This window comes from Bartonella queenslandensis AUST/NH15 (assembly GCF_000312585.1).
GTDB classification, from domain to species: Bacteria; Pseudomonadota; Alphaproteobacteria; order Rhizobiales; family Rhizobiaceae; genus Bartonella; species Bartonella queenslandensis_A.
Genome location: NZ_HE998013.1, coordinates 101,316 through 116,742, shown reverse-complemented (window position 1 = coordinate 116,742; position 15,427 = coordinate 101,316). Strand labels below are relative to the sequence as shown.

Here is a 15,427-nt window from a genome sequence, read left to right as displayed (position 1 = left end):
GAGATACCTTCACATCACGCATCCATTTCATGATAGGACCAATGAATGCTATAATATACGTGAATGAAATACTATCAATGCCTTTGTGAAGTGTATAAACCTTATATCACCTCCATTACTGTTCTTTCTCAGCTGTCAATATTGCGACAGCTTTTGTATTTGAGAGAGAACATAAGAAGTATTTTACTCCTTTCTTGAATAATTTGCATCCACACATCCATCCTGCTTGTGACAGGTAAGAAGATGATTTTATGAGAAGACTATAATGAGGTCATTTTACGGTATTCAGAGCTATTACTCGATAGAAAAATGATGAATTATCATTATAAAGTGATGTATTATTTATAAAATGATGCGCTAGAACACAAATAATAGAGCTTGTGCTTTTATGGAAAGATTTGAAACGATATGACAAGATCTTTCCATAAGGGTATGTTTTTACTTCACATATTTAAAGAAGAGTTCCTGACAAAATGAGGGAAGCTACAGAAAAATAGATTATAATACCCATGACATCTACTAAAGTTGCCACAAAAGGAGCAGAAGCACTTGCTGGATCAAATTTTAAACCTTTAAGGATAAAAGGCAACATAGAACCAGAGAGGGAACCGAAGGTAACGATGCCAATTAGAGCTGTACCCACAGTTGTCGAAACAGCAATCCAATGTTGTCCATAGTCATAGATACCGAGTTGTTGCCAAAGAGCGATGCGTGTAACACCAATAATTCCGAGTAAGAGTCCAAGGGATAATCCTGTTGGAATTTCACGAATGATAACTTTCCACCAGTCTTTTAGCGTGAGTTCACGTAAAGCTAATGCGCGGATAATAAGGGATGTAGCTTGTGAACCGGAATTCCCTCCGGAACTCATAATGAGAGGAATAAACAGTGTGAGAATAATCGCTTTTTCAAGTTCAGTTTCGAAATATTGCATAGCACTTGCGGTCAGCATTTCACCGATAAAGAGTAAAGCGAGCCAGCCACCGCGTTTTTTCATCATTTCAAGAAATTTGATTTGCATATAGGGTTTATTAAGCGCTTCCATACCCCCAAATTTGTAGGCATCTTCATTCATCTCATCGACCATGGTATCAAGCACATCGTCAACGGTTACAATGCCAATGACATGGTTATTTTCATCAACAACAGGTACTGAGAGAAGGTCATGGCGCTGGAAAAGACGCGCAATATCTTCATGATGTGTGAAGGGCGATATTGTAATGGGCGAGTCATGGGTAGGGACATTAAGAATTTTTTCATCAGGTGAGGCGAGAATAAGGTTACGCAGTGAAACAGCTTTGAGAAGAGTCCCTGTTTTGGGGTCAATCACATAGCTGGTATAAACTGTTTCACGTGTTCGCTCGACCTCACGAATGTGATCTAAAGTTTTTTGTATGGTCCAGTTTGAAGGAACTGCTATAAACTCTGTTGTCATCAGTGCCCCTGCTGTATGATCAGGATAACTGGTGAGTTTTTTTAGTTCAGCGCGCGTTAAGGGTTTAAGCAAGGCATAAAGCCGTGTACGGGTTTCTTTATCCATTTCTTGAAAGACGTCTGCAGCAGCATCTGCAGACATGCCATCAAGAATTTCAACAGCACGATTTATGGGCAGAAGTTCTAAAATAGCAACAGGTTGTTCAAGCTCTGGTTTATCAAAAAGTTCGATAACATATTCAAGAGGCAAAAGACTAAGAATAGTTACACGTTCCATGATATCGAGGTCATTGATGATATCAATAGAGTCTGCAAAATGCTGACTTTTTAATTTTTCAGCAAGAGCTTCAGGAGAAAAATTTTTGAAGTCGAAGGTCGTTTTGATTTCAGTCATGATAAAGTACCTCCTGAAAAGTTGGAGCGTTACAAATCTGGATAAGATGATGAGATAAAAAAATAAAAGTTTATGGAAGATTCGAAAAAACTTCCCCAACCGTATTTTCAATTGTTAATATTTTAAATAAAGTCAAGGATAAATTATAAGTTATAAACAAGTTTCTGAAATCACTGACAGCAAGAATACAGCTTAATTTAGGGATCATATGAAGGCGTAAATGTAAAAATCAGTTTTCATTTTTATCATTATTTTTTTAGTACAATTTTGCAATTTTCGAAAGAATCTACAATAATATCTTGTAAAGGTTAGAGATTATATCTTTCTTCAATAATTGTTATGAATATGCAATTCCATTTGTGATATGTGAGCAAGCAGTCTTTATTGCTGAAATATAATATGGTTTGTAATGAGAGAATTTTACGACCTTCAGAGTTCTCATTCATATATAAAGAGATAAACTATTATAAATCAATATCTTGTTTCATAAACGTAGAAATTCTTATTTTTATTTATTTTCTGAAGCTAAAAATATTCTTTATTTTTTATTCAATAGAGCTTTGAAAAGTAGTTTTGAAACTCACGAAATAGTTTTAGCATATTATCAATTTGTGTCGTAAAGATAATTGTTACAGCTTAAATTTATAATGGAGACATAAAGTATTATGACAAAAGCAGCAGTGCTGGACTGGAAGGGATTTTCAGGTCTTCCTGATTTTTCTTCTATAAAAGATGAAGATTTTAAACCCGCTTTTGAACAGGCACTTCAAGAAGCTGAAGAGGAATTAGAGGCGCTTGCTCTGGTACAGGAACCACCAACGATTGAGAATTTTTTGCAACCTTTTGAGCTTTGTGGCAAAGCACTTGATCGTGTCTGTTCAATATTTTTCTTGCGCACCAGTGCTCATACGAATGCATTGATTCAACAGCTTGAACAAGAGTTCGTTGTAAAACTTTCCCGTTATTCTTCAAAAATGATGATGGACGCGCGAATATTTTCAAAAATAGATGTACTTTATAAACAGTCGCAGCAGGCCATATTTGAGAATGAAACAACACGCGTTCTTGAGTTATGGTGGAAAAAGTTCGTTTGTCATGGTGCAAAACTAGACGATAAAGCTCAAAAACGGTTTGTGGAAATTAATGAAAGACTTGCTTTTTTAAATGCTACTTTTGGGCAAAATGTCTTAAACGATGAAGCTGAATGGATTCTGTTTTTAAAACAAACAGACTTATCTGGTTTGCCGGAAGATCTCATTGCTTCAATGAAAGAAATTGCGTGCGAAAGAGGCAATGAAGAAGCCTATGCATTAACACTAGCGCGCTCAATTATTGAACCTTTTTTAAAATTCTCTAATCGTCGTGATTTGCGTGAGGTCGCATTCCAAGCGTGGGCTAAACGTGGTGAAAATAATAACAAGAATGATAATCGAAGCATTATTTTAGAGATTGTTGTGCTCCGAGATGAGCAGGCTAAATTATTGGGATATAAATCTTTCGCAGATTTGAAACTTGATAATACCATGGCTAAAAGTGTTGATGCCGTTATGGGGTTGCTTATGCCTGTATGGGAGCGCGCAAGAGCAAAGGCTTCTACTGAGCAAATTGAATTACAAAATTTTGCCAACAATCAAGGAAGCAATGAATCTTTAGCCGCTTGGGATTGGCGTTATTATTCTGAAAAGCTCTGCACTGAAAAACTTTCGTTCGATAGCGCTGAAATTAAATATTATTTTCAGCTTGATCGTATAATTAAAGCAGCTTTTGGAGTAGCAGAAAAACTCTTTGGCATTACCTTTGAAGAAAAAAATGCTGTTGCACTTTGGCATCCTGATGCACGTTTGTGGGAAGTAAAGAAATCGGATGGAAGTTTACTTGGGCATTTCATTGGTGATTATTTTGCACGTTCTTCAAAACGGTCCGGTGCATGGATGAGCCGATTGCAATCACAGCATAAATTGGATGGCGGCCAAAAACCGGTTATCTACAATATTTGTAATTTTGCTAAACCCTCTAAAGGAGAGGTTGCACTTTTATCACTTGATGATGCCCGTACACTTTTCCATGAATTTGGGCATGCATTGCATGGTTTGCTTTCTGATGTCACATGGCCTTCTGTAGCGGGAACTTCTGTTTCACGTGATTTTGTTGAACTTCCCTCTCAACTTTATGAACATTGGTTAACCGTACCAGAGATATTGAAGTCTTATGCTACACATGCAAAAACAGGGCATCCGATGCCACAAGAATTGATCAATAAAGTTTTGGCAGCACAGACATTTAATGCTGGATTTTCTGCGGTTGAATTTATCTCATCAGCTTTAGTAGATATGGCTTTTCACAAAGGAGAAACAGTCACTGATACAACAATTTTTGAACGTAAAGAATTAGAAAAGTTGCAAATGCCTGATACAATTATTATGCGTCATCGTCCTGCGCATTTTATGCATGTCTTTGCAGGGGATGGTTATGCAGCTGGTTACTATTCTTATATGTGGTCGGAAGTACTTGATGCTGATGCTTTTCAAGCATTTGAAGAAACAGGTGATGTCTTTAATTCAGAGCTTGCTGATCTTTTAAAGCGTTTTATTTATTCTGCTGGGGGAAGCCGCGATCCAGAGGAACTGTATAAAGCTTTTCGGGGACGGATGCCTTTGCCAGACGCAATGATTAACAAACGTGGACTATAAGATATAACGATATGAAGATATAACGGTATGGTCAGCATCATGCCGTTTTCATCTTATTCACTTTTCCTTTATGAGGAAAATTAGATTTTATATTTCAAATAGATATTATGGGGAAGAAAAATTATCAGCTCGATCTTTTTGATGCCCATTTGGCGGAAACCATGATTTTTTTATAAAGCTTGATTTTCTTTTGCCTAAAAGGTGGGTATTTTGTTGCGCCATATCATCGAGGCTCATTGGGGGCTGGCGCGTAATGTTATTTGGTTCTTGTTTTTCTGATTTTTGTATAAGTTTTTGAATAGCTTTATCGGTTGAGTATGGATCTTCATGAGAAAAGGCGTGAAAATTCAAAATATTTTTCAATGGTTTTTCTAAATAAAAGGCAAGTTTTTTCTTTCCTTCAGAGGTGAAATGCATGCCATTATTGGTGCGTAATTTAACTATTTTTCCATTAACATCATAGCCTGAAAAAGAAAAATTTCCTTCTTCATCACTAAAGCTACTCCAGATATCGAGAAAATATCTTCCTGTTTTTTCTGTTTCTTGTTTGTAGAGCGCATTAAAAATTTTCATTTTTTGTGTCAAAAGATCATCTCCAAAAGAAGGCTGACCTATCCATATCCATGATTTTCCAGAGGCGTTAAGATTTTCAACAATTTCGATAATTCTTTGTTGGTAGACGTGCATCCATTCTGATTGATTTGTGTTAATCGTGCTATGAGAGTCTATGATGGGTTGATTATCATTTGCACCGATCATCATGATAATAACATCGGGGTTATTTTGATCAATGAGTTTAGAAATATTGCTTTGCCAAGAATAATAATCAGTTCGAATTAAGCCAGAAGCTGGTATTGTGTTGTTCACAATAACGATATCGCTATTATTTATAAAAAACTTCTTAAGTGCATCAGCAACAGCAGAAGCAGTAAAATCTCCTATAACAAGAATGCGCTTTGCATTCTCGTTTTTTAATTTTTGTATGTTTTTTTGTGTTACAATCTTTTTTTGCGGCTTGTCTATTTTTTGTTCTACAATTTGCGGTGGTTGTTGTGTCTGTTTGTTTTGTTGTGACAACCATTTGAAAAAATTCGTCGCTTTACTTGGGGATGGCTGTATGATCCCCACAATAGAAAGTGAAAACAATAAGAATATCAAGTATATCAGGCGCAAAAGAGACAAGACCTTATTCTCCATTATTGTTTGCGAAGGAGAAAAAGCACTTGAGATGATGGATATCCATTTGCTTTTAGACCATGATGCAGCTGAAAAGCTTTAATTGCTTCGCGAGAGGCTGTTCCGATTTTTCCATCAACATTTCCTTTATAATATCCCAGTGCACTTAAGCGAGATTGCAGTTCTTTGCGTTCTTGGAAGGTAATAGACTGAAAAGGTCTTTGCCAATCATATACTAATCCAAGATGTCCATCAATACGGTCAGCAAGAAGGGCAACAGCAAAAGCATAACGATCTGCATTATTATAACGTTTTAGAACAAAGAAATTTTTTGTGACTAAAAATATAGGTCCTTTGGCTCCATCTGGATATTTTAATATTGCTTGTTCAGCTAATGGAGGAAGAGGATGCCCATTTGCGCATTTTACACCTAATTTTTTCCATTGTTCAAAGGAATGCCAATCTTCGGGAAGATTTTTCCCCAGCGGTACTTTCACCTCTACTCCCCAAATGAGATGAGGTTGCCAGCCATTTTTGTGAAGAAGATTAGCAGCAGTAGCGAGAGCATCTGGAACAGAGTTCCAGATATCACGCCGTCCATCTTGATCCATATCAACAGCATAGGTGAGATAACTGCTTGGAATAAATTGTGTATGTCCCAACGCACCGGCCCAAGATCCAGTGAGTTGAGAGCGTTTAATTTCACCACTTTGTAGAATTTTCATAGCAGCAATCAGTTGTGTATGTGCATATTTTGCACGTTTTTTATCAGCATAAGCTAGAGTTGCAAGCGAGCGAATGGCATCACGCATGACACTTTTATTGGCTAAAATTTTCCCATAATTGCTTTCCATTGACCAAATAGCAAGCAGAATATTGCGGTCAACACCAAAACGTTCCTCAATTTGAAGAAGCCATTTATTCCATTTTTTTGCTTGGCGCTGTCCTTCCGCAATTGCGATATCATGGACACGATTATCAAAATAATTCCATGAGGGAGCAACAAATTCCGGTTGGTATGCAGCGCTTTTTAAAACTTCTGGATCAATGGCATTAACACCTTTAAAAGCCATATGAAATGTAGAGGGGGTAATATTGTGAGCAATAGCTATTTTTTTAAACTCTTGAATCCAATGTTTAAATCCGCTATCAGCATATGAAAAGGACGCAAAAAGCATTAAAAAAGCAGACAAAAGAACGACCAATTCAGAGATGAGCGTTCTCTGATTTATTGACTTCTCTAAAAAAGAGAAAATCTTCAATTCCGTTTTTTGCATTTTGAAATCCCCATTAATATTCAATTTATTAGATATACAATAACTTTATTTTTTATTTAGTTTAATCGATAATATGATCAAGAAGAGAAAAAAACTGCAACAAATAATTCATTTAATCCTTCCAATAAATTTCCATATTCTTTTTTACATTTCTACTTGTCCATTATAGCGATAATTAAAACTATAAGATATATTTTTATTATTTTGTAAAAACATGTGATAAATAAGAAAGTTATATGAATTCATTGAGGAGGGTGTGTTTGCGTAAAATCCGGAAAGCAGTATTTCCCGTAGCAGGTCTTGGTACGCGTTTTCTCCCAGCGACAAAAACGATTCCTAAAGAAATGTTAACAGTTGTTGATAAGCCTATTATTCAATATGTTGTGGATGAGGCGCGTGAGGCTGGTATTGAGCATTTTATTTTTGTGACTGGGCGCAACAAAGCAGTTATTGAGGATTATTTTGATGCGCAAGTTGAATTATATACAACACTTGCTGAATGTGGAAAAAAAGAAGATCTTGCGCATTTACATCGTTTACAGCCGTTGCCAGGGACAACTTCTTTCACACGGCAACAGCAACCTTTGGGGTTAGGGCATGCGCTTTGGTGTGCACGTGAATTAGTTGCAGGCGAACCTTTTGCTCTGTTATTACCTGATATGTTGATACAAGCGAAAAAGGGGTGTCTTTCTGAGATGATAAGCCTTTATGAAAAGGTGGGTGGAGGAAATATTATAGCAGTTCAGGAATGCTCTCCTAGAGAAACCCATAAATATGGTATTGTGGGGAAAGGCAAACAGATTGCCAATGGTTTTGAAATCACAAAAATGGTAGAAAAACCAATGCAAGGAACAGCACCATCAAATTTGTACATCAATGGACGTTATATTTTGCAGCCGGAAATTTTTAATATTCTTTTCACTCAGGAACGAGGAGCAGGAAATGAAATTCAACTAACAGATGCGATGATAAGGCTTTCAAACGAACAGGATTTTTGGGGTTTACAATTAGAAGGGCGCACTTTTGATTGCGGTTCTAAAACTGGTTTTATCGAAGCTAATGTTGCATTTTCTTTGGCACGTGCTGATATGCATAGCCATGTTTCTGCCTCATTGAAAAATTTACTAGAAACCATTAAAGTTGAAAAATGATATAGATCTCTCATTTAATTTTATTGATTGAATTTGATTATGACGATACCATTTCCTTATATGGCTTTGCAGGGTGCTGTTGCATCGGCGTTTAAAACACTTGCCAGTGAAAAGCAAGGGCTTGAAGCCCTTGAAGCAGCTCTTTTTGGAAGCCTTTCATCTTCTTTTGAAGCGGCTGTTCAAACCATTAGAAATGCCTGCGGACACGTAGTTATTACGGGGCTTGGGAAAAGTGGTCATATAGGAACCAAAATTGCAGCAACCTTGGCTTCAACTGGAACGCCTGCTTTTTTTGTGCATGCTGCAGAAGCCAATCACGGTGACCTTGGTATGATTGGATCTGATGATGTTATTCTTGCTTTATCATGGTCTGGTGAAACACAAGAGTTAAGTGGTATTATAAGTTATGCGGCGCGGTTTCGTATCCCCCTTATTGCAATGACATCAAGTGAGCACTCTGTGTTAGGACGACAAGCTGATATTGTTCTCTTATTACCCAAAATAGAAGAGGCTTGCCCCCATGGTTTAGCTCCTACAACTTCAACAATTATGCAATTGGCGATGGGAGATGCATTAGCAGTTTCTCTTTTAGAAATACGTGGTTTTACCGCAACCGATTTTAAAATATATCATCCTGGTGGGTCTCTTGGTGCAAACCTTAAATATGTATGTGATATTATGCATGAGGGTGATCGTGTTCCTTTGGTTATGCAGGGAACAACGATGACTGAAGCGATGAATGTTTTGGTAGAAAAACATTTTGGTTGTGTTGGTGTTATCAATAAAAAAGGCGAACTCATTGGCATTGTAACCGATGGTGATCTTGCACGGAACATTCATTTTAATTTATCAAAATTTAATGTTGATGAGGTGATGACCAAAGCTCCTAAAGTTGTAAAGCCAAATACACTTGTTGGTGCGGCAATGGCTTTTATTAATGATCATCATATTGGTGCATTTTTCGTGGTTGAGGGTAAAAAACCGGTAGGAATTGTTCATTTTCATGATCTTTTGCGCATCGGTGCTGCTTAGATTAAAGTTCCCTATCAGATAAAAGTTACTTTGGGCTAAAATAGATTGAACGATACAAAATCACAATTTTATTGTGAAGGAACTTTTTGCTGATATTTTGTGGAAAAAAACGATTGTTTTACGCATTCTATAATATTTAGAAAATTCTACGGATTAGAGATTATATCGGTTTTTTGTGTATTTTAGAAAGAATTTCCTATCAGGAGGAGAAAGGATCACCTCCTGTTTGTTATATGCGTTCTCTCTGTTTTTAAGAGAAGATCCACCTTTACTTTGTTAGATATTTTCGCGTAAGGACAAACTGCGCTCCTGTATGTGAAGTGCAGAGAAGTTGTGTGGCGTCATAGGACATTGTACAATTGACTCTCGAAATTGTTCCACGGAGAATAGAGCGTATTTCAATTTCTATATTTTGGGCGTTGAGATAATTATAGGCTCCTTCTGATAGCTTTTCTTCTGTATCTGCCGCACGCGTTTCAAAAACACCATTGTGGAAAGAAGAAATAATACCGTTCTCATCAATCCACTTTCCATCAATTCCAGTTGACATATTGGGGCTATAATATTGTGAAAAGCTACAGGCATTTAATAGCAAAGCAGTGATTGTAAGACATAAAATATGATAGGCATGTTTCATTTATTTCACTCTATTTAGATTATTTTGCTCTCTATATTTCTTATAATAGTTATAAAATTATGCCATGAGTCAATACGAAAAATTTGATAAAAATCAATGAAAAAGCAAAAAAAATAGAAAAAAATGCCTTAATGTTGTATTTAATTAACAGCTTGATGAAATGTGCAAGTGAAACACAAGAGGTGAAATATTTCTTATGGTTTACAACAATTTTTACATTAAGCCGCTGAATAGTCTCATGAGTAATCTCAAAGGAGATTATTGATATTATGGTTGGTCCCATTCTTGTTGCGAGTGAAGATTATGGAAGACGTATAGAGCTTTCTGCTATGCTCCGAGGTTTTGGTTACCGTGTCATTGAAGCAGAAAATGGTCTCCGTACAATTGATCTTTTACACAGACGTAAAAACATTGTGCTTGCACTCCTTGATGTGGTTATGAGTGATTTGAGTGTGAGTGATTTGATTAAAATGATTAGAGTTGCTGGTGTTTCTGTTCCTATTATTGTGATAGCACAACAAGAGAATCATGATTTACTCCAAAAAGCTTTAACAGCTGGAGCTATTGATTATTGGATTCATCCAGTAACATTATTACGCGTAAGAGTTACTTTGGATATTCTTGCTCTTATTTCTGCTTTGGAGCACGAGGTTCGAGATATTCGGCGAAAGAAAGAGAATCATTTACGGTTTTCTGACCTTTGCATAAAAAGTAGAGCTATGCAGATTGTTTTAGAGCAATCAAGAACAGCAGCAACAACTTCGCAGAACCTTTTGATAGAGGGTGAAGTGGGAACAGGTCGTGAGACCTTAGCTCGGATTATTCATCATGAAGGTTTATTCTCGGAGGGTGTTTTTATTCGCTTTCAATGTTCGGCAATTGCTGATCCAGAAGAAGAAAATCGGTATTGGTTGAAAGAATTTCTCCCATTAGTTTCTTCGCTTGAAAAAGGAACGCTTTGCCTTTGTGATATTGATCGACTTGAGCCCATACAGCAAAAACGGTTTGCTCATTATCTTAAAGAAAGGGAAAGGGATACAAAAGGAGAACCTTTTCCTTTTCGGATTATTGCTATTTCAACATCGCGTTTAAAGGAATTGGTTAAAGAGAACTTTTTTTTGCATAGTTTGTTTGAACAATTTTCTCATCTATCTATTAGCGTTCCTGCTTTACGAGAATTAAGGGATGACTTTCCAGAAATCACACAACGTTTGATTGATCGCATCATAACAGAAACTGGGCGATCACATGTCCATGGTTTAGCAGGATCGGCTCTTTCCTTGCTTATGCAGTATGATTGGCCTGGCAATAGAAATGAACTTGAAAATTTTTTATTTCGTGCGATTTTACTCAGTGAGGGACCGTTATTAACTGTTCGAGATTTTCCACAATTAATGGGAAATTCATTAATGGGTGTTCCAAATATCATTGAGGGTAATATGCAAGAAGAGAGTGAACAAGAATCGATACAATTTTTGAATACTGATGGGCATGTGCGTACTTTTGCAGAAATGGAACATGATATTATTGAGAAAGCGGTTAAACATTATAAGGGACATATGAGTGAGATTGCGCGCCGCCTTCATATCGGTCGCTCTACACTTTATAGAAAAATGGAAGAATTAAGAACTGTAAGAAATCAAAAACAAAAGTAAAATTCATAACAAATCTCTTTTTATGACCAGCATAATTTACAAAAAAGTAGAAGGGCTTTTGATAAAGTCAGGGGGGGTGTACTTAAAAGAAAACAGTCATTTATTATAAATTTTATTTGACTATTTTATCGTTTGTTTCAATTTATACAATTTTAGTTAAATTAACATTTATTGAAGCTGAAAAATTTAAGTATTTCAGCTAAAGTTTTGGCATCATGGATATTAAGTTTATACTCTTTTAAGCAAGAAGTGGCATCTTATCTGCTGCACGGTTAAGATAAAATATTAGTATTGTGGTTCGTATCACTGGTGATGCGATGGCTTAAAAATGGAAAGTTTATCGTCTTTGACTTTTTTACAGATTGTTATTGGTTTTATTCTCTTTTTTTTTATTGCGTCTATGTTGGCAATTTACACTTATGGGCGTTTTTTGAAAAGTGCTAGGGGGCAATCTTCTTATGCGTTGCCTATTCAGAAAGATGAAACTAAGCTTGATCGTATCGTTAGTCAATTGGCTGAGAAAGAAAATGGATTGGGGGTTGATAAAGATGCGCTTTCTCTCCTCATCAGTAATTTGGATGCGTTTTGTGTTCGTGCAATAGGCGCCGCAGAGGCTGAGCGTAGCCTTGATCTGATGTATTATATTTGGAATGATGATTTAACAGGGCGCCTATTATTAAGCGAAATAGTTGAGGCAGCTGATCGGGGCGTTCGGGTAAGGCTTCTTTTGGATGATATTAACGCTCAGGCACGTGATCCAGCTTATATTGCGCTCGATAAACATCCTCATATTGAGGTGAGAATGTTTAATCCAGGGCGATCGCGTAAAGGTGGTTTACGCCGTGGCTTAGAGATTATATTACGGGCAATTACTGTAACACGGAGAATGCATAATAAGGCTTTTATTGTTGATGGAAGGGTTGCTTTTGTAGGAGGACGTAATCTTGCAGATTCTTATTTTGATGCTGGTGAAGAATCTCATTTTCGAGATTTAGATTTGATGTTAATTGGTCCCTCCGTTAAAAAGGTGGAAAGTATCTTTGATGATTTTTGGAATAGTGCTGTTGTTTTGCCAATTCATACTTTGGTTCTTCCTAAAAGTGCAAGCGATCTTAGTTATTGGAAGGATAAATTACGAAAATTTCGGGATTCCAAGGTTGCAAAAGTTTATTTAGATTATGTCAAAGAGCACATTAACTTTGATTGTTTTATCCAGACAGGAAAACGGTTATTTTTAGCGGATAAAGTTGTTGTTCTTTCTGATCCCCCAGAAAAAGCATTGCGTAAAAAAGCAAGCAATTGGCTTATGAAGGCGCTCTCAAAGGTTATTGGAAATGCCCAAAAAACGGTTCAGATTACATCGCCTTATTTTGTTCCTGGGAAGGTTGGTACGCAGAATTTTAGTCATTTAGTTTCAAAAGGTGTTGATGTCAAAATTCTTACGAATTCTTTAGCCGCAACCGATGTAGCCCTAGTGCATGGTGGTTATGTACCGTATCGTAAGGCACTGTTGAAAAGTGGTGTTAAGCTTTATGAGTTAAAAGCAGAAGGCAACCCCCATGGGTTACGATTATTTCGATCGAGTAAAGCAAGTTTACATGCCAAAGCTTTTTTAGTTGATCGTAAAACAGCTTTTATTGGATCTTTAAACTTTGACCCCAGATCAGCGGCGTTAAATACAGAAATGGGTATTCTCTTTGAATGTGCTCCCATTACAGCAAGGCTAGATTTGTTATTTTGTGAAGAAACGACGGGGGAAATGAGCTATCATCTTCGTCTTGATGACAATAATCGTATTTATTGGGACTTTATTGAAAATGAAAAAAAATATAGCATTGATTATGAGCCAGAAAGCAATTTTTGGCGGCGCGCATTTACAAAAATAATAAGTTGGTTACCGATTGAATCACAATTGTAAATTTTTATAAACCACGCTTTAAAAAAATATTTATTTTTCTTTTCATTTTGTTTGTAGCATGGCATAATTTTCTGCCAATCTACCCTACGAGAACCGCAGTTGTACTTTAAAGCTTCGTGCGGTGTTTTATTATAATATTTTATTATAAAAGGAATTTTGCTATGGCAAAGATTGTTGAAACGGGAACAGGGGCATTGGCGCTGACTTTTGATGATGTACTTTTACAGCCTGGCCATTCTCTTGTTATGCCTAGTCAAGTGGATCTTAGGACGCGTATTGCAGCTGATATTAATCTCAATTTGCCATTACTTTCCGCTGCAATGGATACGGTAACAGAATCGCGTTTGGCAATTGCTATGGCGCAAGCTGGTGGTCTTGGGGTTATTCATCGTAATATGTCTCCTACTGAGCAGGCAGAAGAAGTTCGCCAGGTAAAAAAGTTTGAATCTGGTATGGTTGTTAATCCAGTCACAATTGGACCCGATGCAACGCTTGAAGAAGCGAAAGCTTTAATGCGCTTTCATGGCATTTCAGGTATTCCGGTTGTTGAAAATAGTGTTAAAGGTGAGACAGCGGGACGGCTTGTTGGTATTTTGACCAACAGAGATGTTCGTTTTGCATCGGATCCAAAACAAAAAATTTATGAATTAATGACGCATGAAAATTTGATCACGGTGCGTGAAAATGTCCAACTGAGTGAAGCAAAATATCTTTTACATCATCACCGTATTGAAAAATTATTGGTTGTGGATGAACAAAATCGTTGTGTTGGCTTGATAACCGTTAAGGATATTGAAAAAGCAAAATTAAATCCAAATGCGGCTAAAGATTCTCAAGGGCGCTTGCGTGCTGCAGCGGCTAGTAGTGTTGGGAACGATGGGATTGAACGTGCTGAGCGCCTTATTGACGCAGGTGTTGATGTGCTGGTCATTGATACAGCGCATGGACATTCTCAGCGTGTACTAGAAACTGTTGAACGGATTAAAAAGATGTCTTCTTTTCCAGCTGTTATTGCTGGGAATGTCGCGACCGCTCAAGCAACGCAAGCATTGATTGACAGTGGTGCAGATGCGGTAAAAGTTGGTATTGGTCCTGGCTCTATTTGTACAACGCGTATTGTTGCTGGTGTCGGTGTTCCTCAACTTGCTGCTATTATGAATGCAGCAGAAGTTGCTGAAAAAGCGGGGATTCCCATTATAGCAGATGGTGGGATAAAAGCATCGGGTGATTTTGCTAAAGCTTTAGCAGGTGGGGCTTGTGCAGCGATGATTGGTTCTCTTTTAGCCGGTACAGAAGAAAGTCCTGGTGAAGTTTATCTTTATCAAGGTCGATCTTTTAAAGCCTATCGCGGTATGGGATCTGTTGGTGCTATGGCACGAGGGTCAGCAGATCGCTATTTTCAAGATGACGTTCGTGATGAATTGAAGTTGGTTCCTGAAGGTGTGGAGGGGCAAGTGGCCTATAAAGGTCCTATAGCATCAGTTCTCCATCAGCTTGCTGGTGGACTGCGTGCTTCGATGGGCTATGTTGGGGCAAAAGATCTCGTAGAGTTTCGTAAAAAAGCAACGTTTGTTCGTATTACCAATGCGGGACTCCATGAAAGTCATACCCATGATGTTTCGATCACACGGGAGAGTCCAAACTATCGGGGACCCGTTTGAAGGAATAAGAGCTTAGCGTCAGGGCGCATAGATGTAAAATATTCCGAGACAAGAAAAAGAGATGGTTCTTTTTTCTTTTTATGCTTTGGTACAATAATTCAGAAAAGGAAAGAATTAGAGGCTAAAACTCTAATTCTTTCTGTTGAGACTATGTGAAGTAAATTATATAAAGTTAAAACTAACTTTTTGTTGTCTTACGTTCCGTCTTTGACGCACGTTGGCGAGTGTTTGTCTGATCACCTTGGATGGATTTCTTTCCATTGTTTGAGGGTATTGTATTATGACGGCTTTTAGATGAAGTTGTTTTTCCATTATTATAAGTCATTATTTTCTCCTTATTAAATTATCTGGCAGTTGCCAGTATAGTAAAAACGGTCATGCCAAATAGTGGTTCCAAGCATT

10 protein-coding genes are annotated in these 15,427 nt (G+C 37.2%); 6 read left to right on the top strand and 4 right to left on the bottom strand.

The annotated features are described in order from the left end of the window. Positions 1 to 451 precede the first annotated feature (451 nt). Positions 452 to 1,828, bottom strand: a complete 1,377-nt coding sequence (mgtE, locus tag BN338_RS08580; RefSeq protein ID WP_039761038.1) for a magnesium transporter — start codon at positions 1,826 to 1,828, stop codon at positions 452 to 454. A gap of 665 nt (positions 1,829 to 2,493) precedes the next feature. Here mgtE and BN338_RS08575 point away from each other — a divergent pair. Next, entirely contained in the window at positions 2,494 to 4,518 is a 2,025-nt protein-coding gene (locus tag BN338_RS08575) for a M3 family metallopeptidase (protein WP_039761037.1), read from the top strand. 105 nt (positions 4,519 to 4,623) lie between these two features. On the opposite strand, the gene BN338_RS08570 is transcribed toward BN338_RS08575, so the two are convergent. Continuing rightward, a complete protein-coding gene (locus tag BN338_RS08570) occupies positions 4,624 to 5,700 on the bottom strand; it encodes an SGNH/GDSL hydrolase family protein (RefSeq protein ID WP_051018517.1) in 1,077 nt (358 codons plus the stop codon). A 14-nt stretch (positions 5,701 to 5,714) separates the two neighbouring features. Then, entirely contained in the window at positions 5,715 to 6,971 is a 1,257-nt protein-coding gene (locus BN338_RS08565; RefSeq protein ID WP_039761034.1) for a lytic murein transglycosylase, read from the bottom strand. 260 nt (positions 6,972 to 7,231) lie between these two features. Between BN338_RS08565 and BN338_RS08560 the strand changes: the two genes are divergently transcribed. Together BN338_RS08560 and BN338_RS08555 are read left to right on the top strand one after the other, a co-directional pair. Beyond that, the gene (locus BN338_RS08560; protein ID WP_039761032.1) at positions 7,232 to 8,122 is read left to right on the top strand and encodes a UTP--glucose-1-phosphate uridylyltransferase; all 891 of its coding nucleotides are present in this window, start codon (positions 7,232 to 7,234) and stop codon (positions 8,120 to 8,122) included. A gap of 39 nt (positions 8,123 to 8,161) precedes the next feature. Continuing rightward, positions 8,162 to 9,154: a KpsF/GutQ family sugar-phosphate isomerase gene (locus tag BN338_RS08555; protein ID WP_039761029.1), complete on the top strand. Its 993-nt coding sequence runs from the start codon at positions 8,162 to 8,164 to the stop codon at positions 9,152 to 9,154. 268 nt (positions 9,155 to 9,422) lie between these two features. Here the strand turns inward: BN338_RS08555 and omp10 are convergent, their stop codons facing one another. Further along, the gene (omp10, locus tag BN338_RS08550; RefSeq protein ID WP_039761026.1) at positions 9,423 to 9,791 is read right to left on the bottom strand and encodes an outer membrane lipoprotein Omp10; all 369 of its coding nucleotides are present in this window, start codon (positions 9,789 to 9,791) and stop codon (positions 9,423 to 9,425) included. A gap of 269 nt (positions 9,792 to 10,060) precedes the next feature. Between omp10 and BN338_RS08545 the strand changes: the two genes are divergently transcribed. The 3 genes from BN338_RS08545 to guaB all read left to right on the top strand — a co-directional run bounded on the left by BN338_RS08545 (position 10,061) and on the right by guaB (position 15,025). After that, positions 10,061 to 11,446 (top strand): sigma-54-dependent transcriptional regulator, encoded by a 1,386-nt coding sequence (locus BN338_RS08545; protein ID WP_039761023.1) that lies wholly within the window; start codon positions 10,061 to 10,063, stop codon positions 11,444 to 11,446. Positions 11,447 to 11,792: 346 nt separating this feature from the next. Next, the gene (locus BN338_RS08540) at positions 11,793 to 13,364 is read left to right on the top strand and encodes a phospholipase D family protein (RefSeq protein WP_039761021.1); all 1,572 of its coding nucleotides are present in this window, start codon (positions 11,793 to 11,795) and stop codon (positions 13,362 to 13,364) included. Positions 13,365 to 13,525: 161 nt separating this feature from the next. Next, complete coding sequence (guaB, locus tag BN338_RS08535) at positions 13,526 to 15,025, top strand: IMP dehydrogenase (RefSeq protein WP_039761017.1); 1,500 nt, start codon at positions 13,526 to 13,528, stop codon at positions 15,023 to 15,025. Positions 15,026 to 15,427: the final 402 nt, after the last annotated feature.